Below are 17,648 nucleotides of genomic sequence, written 5' to 3'. Positions count from 1 at the left end.
CGCTCCGGCGCCCGTGCTCACGGCGGACGCCGGACCGTCGGGCGCTCGGACACGGCCGGATCCCGCTCGCCGGCGTCAGGGCCGGGCGCGCGGTGAGACCTTCCGGTGAGCCCGTGACCGAGTCCGTCCCGGGTGCTCGCTCTCATGCCGCCGCGGGGAGTTCCGGCCGCAGCGGCCACGCCGGGTCCACCGCCTCCGGAGTGCCGCTGCGGGCGAACCAGGCCTGCAGGCCGCGCGCCTGCGCCGCGTGCCACACCGCCTGCAGCGTGTGCAGCTCGGCGGCGGACAGCCGGTCCAGCCGCGTCGCGAAGCGGCGGCCCACCGCGCGGACCACGTCGAGCGCCGCCAGCGCGTCCGCCGCCGCGTCGTGCGCCTCCGCCAGCTCCACCTCGTAGTGCGCGCACAGGTCCGTCAGCGTGCGACGGCCCTTGCGGTAGCGGTCCAGGTGCTTGTCCAGGACCCGCGGGTCCAGGACGAGAAGCGGCGCGGTGTCCAGATAGCGGGCCAGCGACGACGCGCGGTGGCGCCGCAACTCGCGGTCCAGGAGCGTCAGATCGAACGGCGCGTTCATCACCACCAGCGGACGCCCCGCCGTCGCCTGCTCCGCCAGCTCCCGGCCCACCTCCTCCATGACCGGCGCGGGCCAGCGCCCGTTGCGCCGCAGATGATCGTCGGTCAGACCGTGCACCTCCGTCGCGCCCGGCGGCACCGGCACCCCCGGATTCACCAGCCAGCGCGTCACCCGCGGCCGCGTGCCCGGCGCGTCCTGCACCACGAGCGCGGCCGACACGATCCGATCGGTCTCCACGTCCACACCCGTCGTCTCGGTGTCGAACGCCGCGAGAGGTCCCTCGTACCAGTGCGTCATGTCGATGCAACTCCTCGTTCCCGCGCGGCAGCTGACGTCCCGTCCGTCGTCGCCCCCTGCCCGCTTCGGTGATACCCGGGCCGTTTGCGTCGTACGCCGAGCGGTGACAACACAGGTACGAGTCATGGCAGTTCAGCGGCGTGCCGTCGACCCGTGCCCGCACATGCCCGGTCCCCGCCCGGGACCACCCCACTTCCGGAAGGTCAGTTGGACCATGGCGCTCGCGCAGCCCGAACAGGGCGGGCTGCTGCCCGAGCGGAACGCACCGCCGCGCGGCTCACTCGCCACCACCGCCTGCATGGAGACCTTGCAGGTCGGCTATCTCCACGCCGTGGCGGCGGCCGCCGGATGCTCGCTCTCGCAGCCCTTTCCCGACAACGGCATCGACTGGCACGTCAGCCACAGCGCCCCCGGGCACACGGTCGACGACGAGGTCACCATCAAGGTGCAGTTGAAAGCGACGTACCAGATCCCGCCGCACCCACCCGGCCCCGCCTTCTCCTTCACCCTCGACAACGCCCACCTGGTCAAGCTCGCCCGGACGCCCGTGTCCGTGCACAAGATCCTCGTGGTGATGCTCGTGCCGCGCTCCCAGGACGACTGGCTGCGGGCCGGTCACGACGCCCTCGACCTGCGGCACTGCTGCTACTGGACCAACCTCGCCGGACACCCGGTCACCGGCCGGCGCAGGACCACGGTGCGCGTCCCGACCGCGCGCATCTTCGACGACCGCGCGCTCTGCGAGATCATGACGCGCGTCGGCCGGGGCGGCCGCCCCTGACCGACCGGCGCGGTCGGCCCGCGGGCCCCGAAGGGAGCCACGACATGCAGCACCGCCCGACCGACGAACCCGTACGCTTCCTCGGCGTCGCCCGCGCCCACCCCGTCGACCCCGCCGAACTCGCCGGACCCGACCCGGGCCGCGTCGACCCCACCGTGCTCGGCGCCCTCCTCGACCGGCACGGCTGGCAGCGGCGCGGCGGCGCCGCCGGACGCTACGCCCGCTGGACCCTGGCCGGCACCGGACCCGGCGCCAGCCTCCTCGTCCCCGAGAGCCGCGCCTTCCCCGACAGCGAGGACCTGCTCGGCGAGGCCCTCGACGCCCTCGAACGCAGCGGCACCCCCGCCGCCCGCGAGGTCCTCGTCGCCCTCGCCGTCCCCAGCGACGAGATCCGCTGGTGGCGCGACGTGCCCCGCGCCGCCGTCGACGCCCCGTCCTGGACCGCCGAGGAACACCTGCGCGCCGCCGCCCGCCGGATGCTGCTCGCCGGGGCGCTCGCCGCCCGCGGACGTGCCGGCTACTACGGCGCCCGGCACCGCAGGCCCGCCGCCGCGGCGCTCGAACCCGTCCTCGTCCAGTCCGCGCCCGGTGGCCGCCGGCTCACCGCCTTCGTCCCCGTCGACACCGGCCGCACCCTCGCCGTCCGCCTGCACCAGGCGCTGTACGCGGTGCGCGAGGCCATCGACTACCGGCGCGCGACCGGCGGTATGGACGCCTTCGACGGCGCCGTCGAGGCCGGCGTCAGCCACGAACTCACCGAGGCGCTCGTCGCGTTGGTCCGCGGCACCGAGGGCGCCCGGGTCGGTGTCGCCTGGTCACCCGCCGCCGGGGTCCCCGCCGAGTGCACCGACGGCGACGACCCCGTCGAGTTCTCGCCCGGCGACCTCGACGTGCTGCGCGCCGCCTCCGCCCGCTACCTGCACGCCGAACCCGCCGTCTTCGTCCGCGTCACCGGCACCGTCGTCCGCATGCGCCGCACCGGGCCCCGCGGCGAGGGCACCGTACGGCTGCACGTCATCGCCGGCGCCGAGGTGCCCCACATCCGGATGACGCTCGACGAGGAGGCGTACCGGATCGCCGGGCACGCCCACCTCGTCGGACTGCCGATCCGGGTGCACGGAAGGCTGGAGAGCCGGGGCGGCTTCCGCCGGCTGACCGGCGCCGCCGGCGTCGTCCCCGTACAGGTGGAGGAGGCCGAGCGGGACCGGCTCATGAAGGCGCTCCAGGAGAACCTCGACTTCTTCGAGGAGGCCTGCGCCGGAGGGGACGAGCCCTAGGAACCTAGGAAGGCTGCGGCGTGTGCGCGTACAGGTCCCTGAGCAGGGCGATCTCCGCGCCGTGGTGGATCATCTCGCGCTGGATGTGCAGGACGAGCGTCGCCATCGGCTCCTTCGCGAACGGGCCCTCGGCCGGGCCGCACGGCTGCTCCAGGTCCGCCGCGTCCAGGCCGCGCACGCCCGTCGTCCAGCGCGCGTAGGACGCGTCCAGGCGGTCGAGCGCCTCCGCCGCCGTCCCCGGATACGCGTACGTCAGGTAGTCCACCGGGGGACCGCCGAAGTGGGAGGCGACGCGGGCGCCCAGGACGCCCACCAGGATGTGGCCGAGGCGCCAGGCGATCGTCGTCACGGGCGCCGGGACCGGCTCCGGATACGCGAAGTCGATCGTGAAGTCGCCGGAACCCGCCCGCACGGGGGCGGTGCCGGTGCCGCGCGGGCGCACGCTCCACACGCCCTCGGGGTCCGGCACGGGCTCCCAGAAGTACTCGTCGTCGGTGAGCCCGGCCAGGCGCCGGCGCAGCTGGTGCCGCCAGTGCCAGTCGAGCTGGTCGGCCAGCAGCGCGTTCCATTCCAGGGCCATGCGCCCACGCTAGGGGCGCCTCCGCCGGTGCGCACGGTCAACCGTTTCGCGAGCGGTCCCGGTGACTCGGTACGATCGGCCTTGCGCGCGTCACAGGTAATGGCGCGGCGTTTCGTCTTCAGGTAGGAGAGACCGGTGTCTGACGTCCGTGTGATCATCCAACGCGATTCCGAGCGGGAAGAACGCGTGGTGACCACGGGTACCACGGCCGCCGAGCTCTTCCCCGGCGAGCGCAGCGTCGTCGCGGCCCGGGTCGCCGGTGAGCTCAAGGACCTCGCGTACGCCGTCCAGGACGGTGAGGAGATCGAGCCCGTCGAGATCACCTCCGAGGACGGTCTGAACATCCTGCGCCACTCCACCGCGCACGTGATGGCGCAGGCCGTGCAGGAGATCTTCCCCGAGGCCAAGCTCGGCATCGGCCCGCCCATCAAGGACGGCTTCTACTACGACTTCGACGTCAAGGAGCCGTTCACCCCCGAGGACCTCAAGCGCATCGAGAAGAAGATGCAGGAGATCCAGAAGCGGGGCCAGAAGTTCTCCCGCCGCGTCACCACCGACGAGGACGCCCGCGTCGAGCTCGCCGACGAGCCGTACAAGCTCGAACTCATCGGCCTGAAGGGCAACGCGGCGCAGGCCGCCGACGGTGCCGACGCCGAGGTGGGCTCCGGCGAGCTGACCATCTACGACAACCTCGACGCCAAGACCGGCGAGCTGTGCTGGAAGGACCTCTGCCGCGGTCCCCACCTGCCCAGCACCCGCGTCATCCCCGCGTTCAAGCTGATGCGCTCGGCCGCCGCCTACTGGCGCGGCAGCGAGAAGAACCCGCAGCTCCAGCGCATCTACGGCACCGCCTGGCCGTCGAAGGACGAGCTCAAGGGCTACCTGGAGTTCCTCGCCGAGGCCGAGAAGCGCGACCACCGCAAGCTGGGCGCCGAGCTCGACCTGTTCTCCTTCCCGGAGGAGCTCGGCCCGGGCCTCGCGGTGTTCCACCCCAAGGGCGGCGTGATCCGCAAGGTCATGGAGGACTACTCGCGGCGCCGCCACGAGGCCTCCGGCTACGAGTTCGTGAACACCCCGCACATCTCGAAGGAGCACCTCTTCGAGACCTCGGGCCACCTGCCGCACTACGCGGAGGGCATGTTCCCGCCCATCCAGTTCGACGAGCAGAACTACCGCCTCAAGGCGATGAACTGCCCGATGCACAACCTGATCTTCAAGTCGCGCGGCCGTTCCTACCGTGAACTGCCCCTGCGCCTGTTCGAGTTCGGCACCGTGTACCGCTACGAGAAGTCGGGCGTCGTGCACGGCCTGACCCGCTCGCGCGGCTTCACGCAGGACGACTCGCACATCTACTGCACCAAGGAGCAGATGCCGGAGGAGCTCGACAAGCTCCTCACCTTCGTGCTCGACCTGCTGCGCGACTACGGCCTGACCGAGTTCGAGCTGGAGCTGTCCACCCGCGACGACTCCGACAAGTTCATCGGTACCGACGAGGACTGGGCCGAGGCCACCGAGGCGCTGCGTCTGGCCGCCGAGAAGCAGAACCTGCCGCTGGTCGCCGACCCGGGCGGCGCCGCCTACTACGGCCCGAAGATCTCCGTCCAGGTCAAGGACGCGATCGGCCGCTCCTGGCAGATGTCGACCCTCCAGGTCGACTTCAACCAGCCCAAGCGGTTCGGCCTCGAGTACACGGCCGCGGACGGCTCCCGCCAGCAGCCCGTCATGCTGCACCGTGCCCTGTTCGGCTCGATCGAGCGGTTCTTCGGCGTGCTCCTGGAGCACTACGCGGGTGCCTTCCCGGCCTGGCTCGCGCCCGTGCAGGCCGTCGGCATCCCGATCGGCGACGCCCACGTCCCGTACCTGGAGGAATTCGCCGAGAAGGCGCGCGCCCAGGGCCTGCGGGTCGAGGTCGACTCGTCCTCGGACCGCATGCAGAAGAAGATCCGCAACCAGCAGAAGGCCAAGGTGCCCTTCATGGTCATCGCGGGTGACGAGGACATGAGCGCCGGCTCGGTGTCCTTCCGCTACCGCGACGGCTCGCAGGAGAACGGCATCCCGGTCGACGAGGCCATCGCGAAGATCGTGAAGGTCGTCGAGGAGCGCGCGCAGGTCTGACGCTCAGCCCTTGCCGTCGAAGGCCCCCGGGAAGTTTCCCGGGGGCCTTTCGCCGTTCTCGCCCGCACTCCCGCCGTTCTCGTCCTCCCGCGCGAACACCTGGAGCAGCCAGGACGAGAACGAGCCGACGACCGCGCCGAGCAGCGCGAGCCCGCAGCCCATCAGGCCCACCGCGACGAGCCGGCCTACCGGCGTCACCGGCGTCATGTCCCCGTAGCCGACGCCCGACACCGTCGTGCACGCCCACCACACCGAGTCGCCGAACGTCTGGATCGTCGCGCCCGGTGCGTCGCGTTCCTGCTGGTAGACGGCGAGCGACGCGGCGAAGCCGAGCAGCAGCGTCGACATTCCCGCGTACAGCATCACGCGCGCGTGCAGCGCGAACCGGGGTCGGCCGTGCCGGCGCTTCACCCGCTCGTAGGCCTGCACGATGCGGACCGGGCGCAGCAGCGGCAGCAGCAGGACCAGGGTGTCCAGCCAGTGCGTCCGGACGAAGCGCGGCCAGCGCTGACCGCTGAGCCGCCGCCGCACCACGTAGTCCGCGGCGAAGAGCGCCCACGCCGCGCAGGTCACCGCCAGACACAGATCGCGCACGGCCCCGGGCAGCCCCGGGCCGAGCACCAGGACCGCGTACGAGGCGAGGAAGAGCAGGGACGCCGCGGCGAGGACGCCGGCGGTGCGTCGCTCCCAGCGGGTGAGGGCGCTGTCGGTCATCCGCACAGCATCGCGCGCGCGGGCCCGGGACGGGCCCCGGCGACACGCCCCGCCGAGGTCACGCCATATGCTGCACAGCATGACGAGTGAGCCGGAGCAGCAGATCGGTCCTGTGGGAGAGCCGGACGGATTCGGGCGTCTGTGGACCCCGCACCGCATCGCGTACATCCAGGGCGAGGGCAAACCGACCGGCCCCGGGGCCGACGACGGCTGTCCCTTCTGCGCGGCTCCCGGCAAGAGCGACGAGGACGCCCTCATCGTGGCGCGCGGCGAGCACGTCTTCGCGATCCTCAACCTGTACCCGTACAACGGCGGGCACATGATGGTGCTGCCCTACCGGCACGTCGCCGACTACACCGACCTCGACGCCGCCGAGACCGTCGAGCTCGCCGACTTCACCAAGCGGGCGATGACCGCGCTGCGTGCCGCGTCCGGCGCGCACGGCTTCAACATCGGCATGAACCAGGGCGCGGTCGCCGGCGCCGGCATCGCAGCCCACCTGCACCAGCACATCGTCCCGCGCTGGGGCGGCGACACGAACTTCATGCCGGTCGTCGGCCACACCAAGGTGCTGCCGCAGCTCCTCGCGGACACGCGCACGGCGCTGGCGAAGGCCTGGCCGACCGCCTGACCCGCCCCTCCGCCGATCCCGCGCGCCGCGGAGGCTACGCGTCGTAGACGTCGGCCTTCCGCGGCGACGGGTCCTGCACCAGGCCGCTGAGCACCCCCGAGCGGTTCCCGAACTTCTCCGTGTCCACGCCGTGCTCCTTGAGGACCTTGAAGGCCGCCGCGTGCACGACGCGCAGCACCGGCGTCGCCGTGCGCAGCGCGTCGTCCGCCATGAAGCGGTGCCGCCACGGCTGGTCCGCCCAGGCGTGCCGCAGGCCGAACGGCTCGGGCAGCGCCAGCTTGCCGCCCAGGTAGTCGAGCAGCGGCGGGTACCAGGTGAGCGGGGCACGGACCGCTATCCGGACGACCTCGTCCGCGTCGATCAGCGGCAGCGTCTTCGTGGTCGTCTCCCAGAACCGCACCGACTTGGCGATCTCCTTGGTCTTCGGCTCGGGCTTCGAGGTGAACAGCGAGTTCACCGGGCCCAGCGCGTGGCCCGTCACCTCGATGCGCAGCGTCTCGTGCAGGACCGTCACCGTGATCAGCATGGTGATGACCAACTGGCCGTCCCACAGCGTGAACTGGACGCCCAGATAGTGGCGGTCGCCGCTGCCGAACTGCTGCTCGTTGCAGATCCGCTGTATCTCGTGCGGCTTGATCCGGTACGCGTCCACGTCCGCACCGGTGGGGCGGGACACGCCCTTCGCGTTCTCCCCGATCGGGGTCACGATCCAGTGCTCGACCGAGGGGCGCGGGAAGCCGCCCGTGTGCAGCGTCTTGCGCTCCAGGAGCTTCAGCTGGTCGTGGATCGCGCGGACCACGTCCCAGCTGCGGAACGGGTGGATCTCCTTGTCGGGGTCGGCCGAGACCAGCTCCTCGGCCAGCTGCCAGCTGCCCCAGCGGGTGCCCATGCCGAGGATGCCCTTCGGGCCGGCGTAGAACACCGCGTTCGACTGCTGCTCCGCGGAGAGGCGGGCCAGGCCCTGGCGCAGCTGCTCCGCCGCGGTCTCGCCGGGGCTGCCCGGAACCGCCTCGGGGATCTTCGCGCCGATGCCGCCGCCGGAGAGCAGCGCGTCCCACCGCTCGCGCAGGTCCTTCGCCGTGCGCTCGCAGACCTGGCGCGCCCACAGCCCGCCGACGACGGGCACCACGAAGGAGGCGCGCAGGTACCAGGCCCAGCCGCCGGCGAACGGCAGCTTGAGCAGCACGATGACGACGGCCACCCCGACGATCGCCATCAGGGCCGTCGTCAGGGCCGCCGTGCCGCGGACCTTGCGCTCCTTGTTCCGCGCCTCGGTCTTCGGCGCCCCGGCCGCGGCGTCCTGGGTGGCCTTCTCGGCGGCCGCCACCTTGTTGTTGCTCGTACGGCGGAGCTGGAAGGCGATCAGCCACAGCACGAACCCGGGCAGGAACACGAGGCCGAACAGCACGGTGATCAGGGTCAGCAGCGCGTCCCGCTGACGGCGGATCCGGGTCGCCGCGAGGCAGTGCTCCACGACGACCTGCGGCTCCGTGCCGAAGGACTGGATGAGCGGCTTGCGCCCGCCGCCGAGCATCCGGACCTGCACCGCGCGCGAGAACGCCTCACCCAGGTTCGGCGCGAACAGCGACCAGACGCCCTTCTTCACCTCGGACTTGTGCCACTCGTTGTTCGCGTCCTCGATCTTCGCGGCCGGGTCGTCCCGGTACGCGGCCGAGGCGATGGCGAACGTCGCCGCGGTCTGCCCCGCCGAACCCTGCAGGGGGACCTGTGCCCCCGGCCTGAAATCGAACGCGTCGTCCGCCACTGCCGCCCCCATCACCGCACGTCTCGCACCGCACGTCGCTGCTGCTGCGGCTCTTCCCGACTTCCTTGCCCCGCACACCTGTTGATCAGCTGATCGTCCTGATCCGACTGATCCGACTGATCTTCGACCAGCGTAACGGCCGCCACCGACATCCGTCCCGGCAAGCCGGACGCCGGTCGCCGCACCGGGGGCACGGGGGCGCACGACCTCGCGCGGCACCCCAACTAGGCCGTGTCCGCGGCCTGTTCCCTGATCCGCTCCCCGATGTGGGCCGGCATCGGCTCGTGCCGGGCGTAGCTGCGGCTGAACTGCGCCGTGCCGTGCGACAGGGAGCGCAGATCGACGGCGTAGCGCCCGATCTCGATCTCCGGCACCTCGGCCCGTACGAGGGTCCGGCCGCCCGGCGCCTGCTCGGTGCCGACGACGCGCCCGCGCCGCCCGGACAGGTCGCTCATCACCGCGCCCACGAAGTCGTCGCTCACGAGCACCTGGACCTCGGCCACCGGTTCGAGGAGATGGATCGTGGCGTCGGCCGCCGCCTCGCGCAGCGCCAGGGCGCCCGCCGTCTGGAACGCGGCGTCGGAGGAGTCCACCGAGTGCGCCTTGCCGTCGAGCAGCGTGACCCGCACGTCGATCAGCGGGTACCCGGCCGCGACGCCCTTGGCCGCCTGGGCCCGCACACCCTTCTCCACCGACGGGATGAACTGGCGCGGGACGGAGCCTCCGACGACCTTGTCGACGAACTCGATGCCCGAACCGTTGGGCAGCGGCTCCACCTCGATCTCGCAGATCGCGTACTGGCCGTGCCCGCCGGACTGCTTGACGTGCCGGCCCCGCCCCGCGGCCCGGTCCGCGAACGTCTCGCGCAGCGACACCTTGTGCGCCACCACGTCGACCTGCACCCCGTACCGCGCCGACAGCCGCTCCAGGACCACGTCCGCGTGCGCCTCGCCCAGGCACCACAGCACCACCTGGTGGGTGTCCGGGTTCTGCTCCAGCCGCATCGTCGGGTCCTCGGCGACGAGCCGCGCCAGGCCCTGCGACAGCTTGTCCTCGTCGGCCTTGCTGTGCGCCTGGATCGCCAGCGGCAGCAGCGGGTCCGGCATCTCCCACGGCGCCATGAGCAGCGGCTCGTCCTTCGCCGAGATCGTGTCGCCGGTCTCCGCCCGGCCCAGCTTCGCCACGCAGGCGAGATCACCGGCGATGCAGTGCGACAGCGGCCGCTGCTGCTTGCCGAAGGGGACCGACAGGGCGCCGACCCGCTCGTCCACGTCGTGGTCCTCGTGCCCGCGGTCGGTCAGCCCGTGCCCCGACACGTGCACCGTCTCGTCGGGGCGCAGGGTGCCCGAGAAGACCCGTACGAGCGAGACGCGCCCCACGTAGGGGTCCGACGCCGTCTTCACGACCTCGGCGACCAGCGGGCCGTCCGGGTCGCAGGCCGGGATCGTGCGGGGCGTGCCGTCCGGGGTGGTCACGATCGGGGCCTCGCGCTCCAGCGGGGTCGGGAAACCTCCCGTGATCAGCTCCAGGAGCTCGACCGTGCCGATGCCCTGGCGGGCACCCTCGGGGGCCGGGGCCGCCGCGAGGACGGGGTGGAAGGTGCCGCGCGCGACGGCCCGCTCCAGATCGTCGACGAGCGTCTTGAAGTCGATCTCCTCGCCGCCCAGATAGCGGTCCATCAGGGTCTCGTCCTCGCTCTCGGCGATGATCCCCTCGATGAGCCGACCGCGCGCCTCCTGGAGGCCCGGCACCTGGTCGGCGTCCGGCGGCGACTCCTCGAGTGCGCCCGACGCGTAGGCGTGGATCCGCTGCGACAGGAGCCCGATCAGGCCGGTCACGGGGGAGTGGCCGTCCGGGGTGCGCTCGCCGTGCAGCGGCAGGTAGAGCGGGAGCACGGCGTCGGGGTCGTCGCCGCCGAAGGTCTCGGCACAGACCCGGGTCGTCTCCTCGAAGTCCGCGCGCGCCGCCTCCAGGTGCGTCACGACGATGGCCCGCGGCATGCCGACGGCCGCGCACTCCTCCCAGACCACGCGCGTGGCGCCGTCCACCCCGTCCGCGGCCGAGACGACGAAGAGGGCCGCGTCCGCAGCGCGCAGACCGGCCCTCAGCTCCCCGACGAAATCCGCGTATCCGGGGGTGTCCAGAAGATTGATCTTGCAGCCGCCCCAGTCGACCGGGACGAGCGAGAGCTGCACCGAGCGTTGCCGGCGCCGTTCGATGTCGTCGTAGTCCGAGACGCACGTGCCGTCCTCGACGCGGCCCGCGCGGTTGACCGCCCCCGCCGTGAGCGCGAGAGCCTCCACCAGCGTCGTCTTGCCGGAGCCGCTGGGGCCGACCAGCACCACATTGCGCACGTCCGAGGGCCGGTCGGCCGTAGCCGCCCTGCCGGCGGCCCCGGGATGTGTGTTCGCCTTGTCAGCCATGTCCCTTGCCTCCCGGTTCGCATCCACGGTGAGGGGGCCCGTCGGGGCCTGTGGAAGTGCGGCAGGCGGACACGCGAACCCGCGTGTGAGAGGCGGCTCCGGCGACGCCCGCGGTGTCTTCGAGCTTTGCACTCGTGTCACCGTGCGTCCATACGTCGTACGGGATCCCCCGCGCGCGTGGTGGCCCGACGGCCGCGGCGGCGGGTGCGTGGCTACGATGGGCCAGCCGGTGGCCAGAGGGGCCGCACGGCCACCGACCCCTCGGGAAGGCCATGCTGAACAAGTACGCGCGTGCATTCTTCACGCGTGTCCTCACACCGTTCGCCGCGTTTCTCATCCGTCGCGGGGTCAGTCCCGACACGGTCACGCTCCTCGGCACCGCCGGGGTGGTGGCGGGCGCGCTGGTCTTCTACCCGCGCGGGGAGTTCTTCTGGGGCACGGTCGTCATCACGCTGTTCGTCTTCTCGGACCTCGTGGACGGCAACATGGCGCGCCAGCTCGGCCGCTCCAGCCGCTGGGGAGCCTTCCTCGACTCGACCCTCGACCGGGTCGCCGACAGCGCCATCTTCGGCGGCCTGGCGCTCTGGTACGCGGGGGGCGGGAACGACAACGCGCTGTGCGCGGTCTCGATCTTCTGCCTCGCCAGCGGCCAGGTCGTCTCGTACACGAAGGCCCGTGGAGAATCGATCGGCCTGCCCGTCGCGGTCAACGGTCTGGTGGAGCGCGCCGAGCGGCTCGTCATCTCGCTCGTCGCGGCCGGCTTCGCCGGTCTGCACAAGTTCGGCGTGCCCGGCATCCAGTACCTGCTGCCCGTCGCCCTGTGGATCGTCGCCGCCGGCAGCCTCGTCACGCTGATCCAGCGCGTGGTCACCGTCCGCCGCGAGTCCGCCGAGGCGGACGCCGCGGCCGCCGCCCAGGAGGAGACCGCCTCGTGAGCGGCGCGCAGGAACGGATCACCGACGCGCTCTACGGGCTCGGCTGGGGCACGGTCAAGAAGCTGCCCGAGCCGGTGGCGAACCGGCTGGGCCAGTCCATCGCCGACGCCGTCTGGCGCAAGCGCGGCAAGGGCGTGCTGCGCCTGGAGTCGAACCTCGCGCGCGTGGTGCCCGACGCCACGCCCCAGCGGCTGCGGCAGCTCTCCCGGGCGGGCATGCGCTCGTACCTGCGCTACTGGATGGAGTCCTTCCGGCTCCCCGCCTGGAGCAAGGACCGCGTCCGGGAGGGCTTCACCCCCCAGGACGTGCACCACCTGACCGACGGGCTCGCCTCCGACAAGGGCGTCATCCTCGCGCTGCCCCACATGGGCAACTACGACCTCGCCGGCGCCTGGGTCACCACCAAGCTGGAGACCCCGTTCACGACGGTCGCCGAGCGTCTCAAGCCCGAGACCCTCTACGACCGCTTCGTCGCCTACCGCCAGGGCCTCGGCATGGAGGTCCTCCCGCACACCGGCGGCGCCGCCTTCGGCACCCTCGCCCGGCGGCTGCGCGACGGCGGCCTCGTCTGCCTGGTCGCCGACCGCGACCTGTCCGCCGCGGGCGTCGAGGTGAAGTTCTTCGGCGAGACCACGCGCATGCCCGCCGGGCCCGCGCTGCTCGCCCAGCAGACCGGCGCTCTGCTGCTGCCCGTGACGCTCTGGTACGACGGCTCGCCGATCATGCGGGGCCGGGTCCATCCACCGATCGACGTGCCCGAGACAGGCACCCGCGCCGAAAAGACGTCTGTCATGACACAGGCGCTGGCCGATGCCTTCGCCACCGGGATCGCGGACCATCCGGAGGACTGGCACATGCTGCAGCGCCTGTGGCTCTCGGACCTGGACACCGCCAAGAACACCGAGGAGCGGCCGGCGTGAAGATCGGAATCGTCTGCCCGTACTCCTGGGACGTGCCGGGCGGCGTCCAGTTCCACATCCGCGACCTCGCGGAGCACCTGAACGCGCTCGGCCACGAGGTCTCCGTCCTCGCCCCGGCCGACGACGACACCCCGCTGCCGCCCTACGTGGTGTCCGCGGGCCGCGCCGTGCCCGTGCCCTACAACGGCTCGGTGGCCCGGCTGAACTTCGGCTTCCTGAGCGCCGCGCGCGTGCGGCGCTGGCTGCACGACGGCACCTTCGACGTCATCCACATCCACGAGCCGACGTCCCCGTCGCTCGGCCTGCTCACCTGCTGGGCCGCGCAGGGCCCGATCGTCGCCACCTTCCACACGTCGAACCCGCGCTCGCGCGCCATGATCGCCGCCTACCCGATCCTGCAGCCCGCCCTGGAGAAGATCAGCGCGCGGATCGCCGTGTCCGAGTACGCGCGCCGCACCCTCGTCGAGCACCTCGGCGGCGACGCGGTCGTCATCCCGAACGGCGTCGACGTCGACTTCTTCGCGCGGGCCGAACCCAAGGCCGAGTGGCAGGGCGACACCATCGGCTTCATCGGGCGCATCGACGAGCCCCGCAAGGGCCTGCCCGTCCTCATGAAGGCGCTGCCCAGGATCCTCGCCGAGCGGCCGCAGACGCGGCTCCTGGTCGCCGGGCGCGGCGACGAGGAAGAGGCCGTCGCCTCGCTCTCGCGCGAGATGCGCGCCCGCGTCGAGTTCCTCGGCATGGTCAGCGACGAGGACAAGGCCCGCCTGCTGCGCAGCGTCGACGTGTACGTCGCCCCGAACACCGGCGGCGAGAGCTTCGGCATCATCCTCGTCGAGGCCATGTCGGCCGGCGCGCCCGTGCTCGCCTCCGACCTCGACGCCTTCGCCCAGGTCCTCGACCAGGGCGAGGCCGGCGAGCTCTTCGCCAACGAGAACGCCGACGACCTGGCCGCCGCCGCCCTGCGGCTGCTCGCCGACCCCGAGCGCCGCACCGAGCTGCGCGAGCGCGGCAGCAAGCACGTGCGCCGCTTCGACTGGTCGACCGTCGGCGCCGACATCCTCTCCGTCTACGAGACGGTCACCCAGGGGGCCGCGGCCGTGGCCACCGACGAACGCACCGGCCTGCGCGCCCGCTTCGGCCTCGCCCGCGACTGACCCGAAGGGGGCGCCGGGGGGAGGCGGGAGCCGCTCCCCGCGGACAGCGGCGGCTGATGTGCACCCGGCGCGGGGGTCTCGGCCCGCCTCGGCCGTGCGGGCGGCCTGCCCGAGACTCCGCACTCCAGTCGCCCCACCGGACGGCGCCCCACAGAAAGGCCGCCGGAGTCGTTCCGGGTCCGTCCCGGCGGTGCCGCACGTGAAGGGCCACCTCCGGCGTCCCCCGCCGGACGGCGTGCCCCTGGGCGGGCGTCCGTGCCACCCGGCGGGCCCCGGTAGCCTTGCCGCCCGTGACCGTCACCCTGATCTGGATCGCCGTAGCCCTCTTCGCGATCGGCCTCTACCTCAGCTGGACCGCGGGCCGGCTCGACCGCCTGCACGCCCGGATCGACGCGGCCCGCGCCGCACTCGACGCCCAGCTCCTGCGCCGCGCCTCCGTCGCCCAGGAACTGGCCACCTCCGGAGTGCTCGACCCGGCCGCCTCGATCGTCCTCTACGAGGCCGCGCACGCGGCGCGCCAGGCGGAGGAGGAGCAGCGCGAGGTCGCCGAGAGCGAGCTCAGCCAGGCGCTGCGCGCGGTCTTCGGGGAGGCCGACCAGGTCGAGGAGGTCCGGGCCGCCCCCGGCGGCGAGGAGGCCGCCGAGGAGCTCGCCCAGGCGGTGCGCCGGGTGCCCATGGCCCGCCGCTTCCACAACGACGCCGTACGGGCCGCACGCGCCCTGCGCCGGCACCGCAAGGTCCGCTGGTTCCGCCTCGCCGGGCACGCCCCGTTCCCCATGGCCTTCGAGATGGACGACGTGCCGCCGACGGCCCTCGCGGACCGGGCCACCACGTAGTCCCGCAGGCCATGATCACGGTCCAACACCTGGATCGCAGGCCAAAAGGAGCCACCGCCTCCCTATTGGCTCTTGTAGTGGCCTCGGGCACAGATGTTTCCTCGGTGCAGCAACGGCGTGCAGCGCGCACGCCGTGACAGACCCTCTTCACTGAGTTCACCGAGCGAGGTCCCCGTGTCCACTGTCGAAAACCAGGCTCCCGCCACCGGCACCGCCCGCGTCAAGCGCGGCATGGCCGAGCAGCTCAAGGGCGGCGTGATCATGGACGTCGTCAACGCCGAGCAGGCGAAGATCGCCGAGGACGCGGGCGCCGTGGCCGTCATGGCCCTCGAGCGGGTCCCGGCCGACATCCGCAAGGACGGCGGCGTGGCCCGCATGTCGGACCCGAACATGATCGAGGAGATCATCGAGGCCGTCTCGATCCCGGTGATGGCCAAGTCCCGCATCGGCCACTTCGTCGAGGCCCAGATCCTCCAGTCGCTCGGCGTGGACTACATCGACGAGTCCGAGGTCCTCACCCCGGCCGACGAGGTCAACCACAGCGACAAGTTCGCCTTCACGACCCCGTTCGTGTGCGGCGCCACCAACCTGGGCGAGGCCCTGCGCCGCATCGCAGAGGGCGCGGCCATGATCCGCTCCAAGGGCGAGGCCGGCACCGGCAACGTGGTCGAGGCCGTCCGCCACATGCGCCAGATCAAGAACGAGATCGCCCGCCTGCGCGGCTTCGACAACAACGAGCTGTACGCCGCCGCCAAGGACCTGCGCGCCCCGTACGAGCTCGTCAAGGAGGTCGCCGAGCTCGGCAAGCTCCCCGTCGTGCTGTTCTCCGCCGGTGGCGTCGCCACCCCGGCCGACGCCGCGCTCATGCGCCAGCTCGGCGCCGAGGGCGTCTTCGTCGGCTCCGGCATCTTCAAGTCCGGCGACCCGGCCAAGCGCGCCGCCGCCATCGTGAAGGCCACCACCTTCTACGACGACCCGAAGATCATCGCCGACGCGTCCCGCAACCTGGGCGAGGCCATGGTCGGCATCAACTGCGACACCCTCCCCGAGACCGAGCGCTACGCGAACCGAGGCTGGTAAGCACCCATGAACACCCCCGTCATCGGCGTCCTGGCACTCCAGGGCGACGTACGGGAGCACCTCATCGCCCTGGCCGCGGCGGACGCCGTGGCCAGGCCGGTGCGGCGCCCCGAGGAACTGGCCGAGGTCGACGGCCTGATCATCCCCGGCGGTGAGTCGACCACCATCTCCAAGCTGGCCCACCTCTTCGGCCTCATGGAGCCCCTCCGCGCGCGCGTGCACGCCGGAATGCCGGTCTACGGCACCTGCGCCGGCATGATCATGCTCGCCGACAAGATCCTCGACCCGCGCTCGGGCCAGGAGACCATCGGCGGCATCGACATGATCGTGCGCCGCAACGCCTTCGGACGGCAGAACGAGTCCTTCGAGGCCGCGGTGGCCGTCCAGGGTGTCGAGGGCGCTCCCGTGGAGGGCGTCTTCATCCGCGCCCCCTGGGTGGAGTCCGTCGGTGCCTCGACCGAGGTGCTCGCCGAGCACGAGGGGCACATCGTGGCCGTGCGCCAGGGCAACGCCCTCGCGACGTCCTTCCACCCCGAGCTCACCGGCGACCACCGCCTCCACAGCCTGTTCGTGGACATGGTCCGGGGCAAGGACGCGCCGGGTTCCTTGTAGGATCTCTGGCGTTCGTTGTTGAGATGGGTTACGCGAAGGAGACAGGCAGATGTCCGGCCACTCTAAATGGGCTACGACGAAGCACAAGAAGGCCGTGATCGACGCCAAGCGCGGCAAGCTCTTCGCGAAGCTGATCAAGAACATCGAGGTCGCCGCGCGCATGGGCGGCACCGACATCGAGGGCAACCCGACGCTGTACGACGCCATCCAGAAGGCGAAGAAGCAGTCGGTCCCCAACAAGAACATCGACTCCGCGGTCAAGCGCGGCGGCGGCCTCGAGGCCGGCGGCGCCGACTACGAGACGATCATGTACGAGGGCTACGGTCCCAACGGTGTCGCGGTGCTCATCGAGTGCCTCACCGACAACCGCAACCGCGCCGCCTCGGACGTCCGCGTCGCCATGACCCGCAACGGCGGCAACATGGCCGACCCGGGTTCGGTGTCCTACCTGTTCAACCGCAAGGGCGTCGTCATCGTCCCCAAGGGTGAGCTGACCGAGGACGACGTCCTGGGCGCCGTGCTCGACGCGGGCGCCGAGGAGGTCAACGACCTGGGCGAGTCCTTCGAGGTGCTCTCCGAGGCCACCGACCTCGTCGCGGTCCGCACCGCCCTCCAGGAGGCCGGCATCGACTACGACTCGGCCGACGCCAACTTCGTCCCGACCATGCAGGTCGAACTCGACGAGGAGGGCGCGCGCAAGATCTTCAAGCTCATCGACGCGCTCGAGGACAGCGACGACGTGCAGAACGTCTTCGCGAACTTCGACGTCTCCGACGAGGTCATGGAGAAGGTCGACGCCTGACCGGACATCAGCGGCGGGGGGGGGGGGGGGGGGCCCCCCCGCCCCCCCCGGGGGCGGGGGGGGGGGGGGCCCCGCCCCCCCGCGCGGGGGGGGGGCGGCCGAAAACAAAAAAATTTGGGGGCGGCGGGACGGCGACCCACACCCCCCCCCCC

Annotated in this window: 16 protein-coding genes; 11 read left to right on the top strand and 5 right to left on the bottom strand. The window is 72.1% G+C overall.

All coding sequences use genetic code 11. From position 1 onward, the window contains the following. Positions 1-142: 142 nt before the first annotated feature. Positions 143-868 (bottom strand): exonuclease domain-containing protein, encoded by a 726-nt coding sequence (locus ACZ4E1_RS27560; RefSeq protein ID WP_467544105.1) that lies wholly within the window; start codon positions 866-868, stop codon positions 143-145. 214 nt (positions 869-1,082) lie between these two features. On the opposite strand from ACZ4E1_RS27560, the gene ACZ4E1_RS27555 reads away from it, so the two are divergent. Together ACZ4E1_RS27555 and ACZ4E1_RS27550 are read left to right on the top strand one after the other, a co-directional pair. Continuing rightward, entirely contained in the window at positions 1,083-1,649 is a 567-nt protein-coding gene (locus ACZ4E1_RS27555; protein WP_188339986.1) for a DUF4365 domain-containing protein, read from the top strand. A 44-nt stretch (positions 1,650-1,693) separates the two neighbouring features. Next, a complete protein-coding gene (locus ACZ4E1_RS27550) occupies positions 1,694-2,926 on the top strand; it encodes a hypothetical protein (RefSeq protein ID WP_467544099.1) in 1,233 nt (410 codons plus the stop codon). A 4-nt stretch (positions 2,927-2,930) separates the two neighbouring features. Here the strand turns inward: ACZ4E1_RS27550 and ACZ4E1_RS27545 are convergent, their stop codons facing one another. Then, complete coding sequence (locus ACZ4E1_RS27545) at positions 2,931-3,506, bottom strand: DinB family protein (RefSeq protein WP_467544095.1); 576 nt, start codon at positions 3,504-3,506, stop codon at positions 2,931-2,933. Positions 3,507-3,641: 135 nt separating this feature from the next. Here ACZ4E1_RS27545 and thrS point away from each other — a divergent pair, with 135 nt between their 5' ends. Further along, entirely contained in the window at positions 3,642-5,621 is a 1,980-nt protein-coding gene (gene thrS / locus ACZ4E1_RS27540) for a threonine--tRNA ligase (RefSeq protein WP_467544092.1), read from the top strand. A gap of 3 nt (positions 5,622-5,624) precedes the next feature. Here thrS and ACZ4E1_RS27535 read toward each other — a convergent pair whose 3' ends face one another. Further along, a complete protein-coding gene (locus tag ACZ4E1_RS27535) occupies positions 5,625-6,335 on the bottom strand; it encodes a potassium channel family protein (RefSeq protein ID WP_467544090.1) in 711 nt (236 codons plus the stop codon). A 67-nt stretch (positions 6,336-6,402) separates the two neighbouring features. Here ACZ4E1_RS27535 and ACZ4E1_RS27530 point away from each other — a divergent pair, with 67 nt between their 5' ends. Continuing rightward, positions 6,403-6,966, top strand: a complete 564-nt coding sequence (locus tag ACZ4E1_RS27530) for an HIT family protein (RefSeq protein ID WP_399128528.1) — start codon at positions 6,403-6,405, stop codon at positions 6,964-6,966. A 34-nt stretch (positions 6,967-7,000) separates the two neighbouring features. Here ACZ4E1_RS27530 and ACZ4E1_RS27525 read toward each other — a convergent pair whose 3' ends face one another. Both ACZ4E1_RS27525 and ACZ4E1_RS27520 read right to left on the bottom strand, forming a co-directional pair. Further along, on the bottom strand, positions 7,001-8,743 hold the full coding sequence (locus tag ACZ4E1_RS27525) for a hypothetical protein (RefSeq protein ID WP_467544087.1): 1,743 nt from the start codon (positions 8,741-8,743) through the stop codon (positions 7,001-7,003). A gap of 212 nt (positions 8,744-8,955) precedes the next feature. Further along, positions 8,956-11,154, bottom strand: coding sequence for an elongation factor G-like protein EF-G2 (locus ACZ4E1_RS27520; RefSeq protein WP_467544084.1), 2,199 nt, complete (start codon positions 11,152-11,154; stop codon positions 8,956-8,958). 272 nt (positions 11,155-11,426) lie between these two features. Between ACZ4E1_RS27520 and pgsA the strand changes: the two genes are divergently transcribed. From pgsA to ACZ4E1_RS27485, 7 genes are all read left to right on the top strand, one after another. Next, positions 11,427-12,089: a phosphatidylinositol phosphate synthase gene (gene pgsA / locus ACZ4E1_RS27515; protein ID WP_467544081.1), complete on the top strand. Its 663-nt coding sequence runs from the start codon at positions 11,427-11,429 to the stop codon at positions 12,087-12,089. Beyond that, positions 12,086-13,009 (top strand): phosphatidylinositol mannoside acyltransferase, encoded by a 924-nt coding sequence (locus ACZ4E1_RS27510; RefSeq protein ID WP_467544077.1) that lies wholly within the window; start codon positions 12,086-12,088, stop codon positions 13,007-13,009. The genes pgsA and ACZ4E1_RS27510 overlap by 4 nt, the downstream gene beginning before the upstream one ends. Then, on the top strand, positions 13,006-14,166 hold the full coding sequence (locus ACZ4E1_RS27505) for a glycosyltransferase family 4 protein (protein WP_467544074.1): 1,161 nt from the start codon (positions 13,006-13,008) through the stop codon (positions 14,164-14,166). The genes ACZ4E1_RS27510 and ACZ4E1_RS27505 overlap by 4 nt, the downstream gene beginning before the upstream one ends. 290 nt (positions 14,167-14,456) lie before the next feature. Beyond that, positions 14,457-15,002, top strand: coding sequence for a LemA family protein (locus ACZ4E1_RS27500; RefSeq protein WP_188339997.1), 546 nt, complete (start codon positions 14,457-14,459; stop codon positions 15,000-15,002). A 174-nt stretch (positions 15,003-15,176) separates the two neighbouring features. Next, positions 15,177-16,082, top strand: a complete 906-nt coding sequence (gene pdxS, locus ACZ4E1_RS27495; RefSeq protein ID WP_467544070.1) for a pyridoxal 5'-phosphate synthase lyase subunit PdxS — start codon at positions 15,177-15,179, stop codon at positions 16,080-16,082. Between the two features lie 6 nt (positions 16,083-16,088). Next, positions 16,089-16,694, top strand: a complete 606-nt coding sequence (gene pdxT, locus ACZ4E1_RS27490) for a pyridoxal 5'-phosphate synthase glutaminase subunit PdxT (protein ID WP_467544067.1) — start codon at positions 16,089-16,091, stop codon at positions 16,692-16,694. Positions 16,695-16,743: 49 nt separating this feature from the next. Then, positions 16,744-17,496: a YebC/PmpR family DNA-binding transcriptional regulator gene (locus tag ACZ4E1_RS27485; protein ID WP_467544064.1), complete on the top strand. Its 753-nt coding sequence runs from the start codon at positions 16,744-16,746 to the stop codon at positions 17,494-17,496. Positions 17,497-17,648: the final 152 nt, after the last annotated feature.

Source organism: Streptomyces sp. NPDC025806, assembly GCF_055558275.1.
The sequence above is the reverse complement of the archived record's forward strand: the minus strand, read 5'-3'. Positions and strand labels throughout refer to the sequence as shown.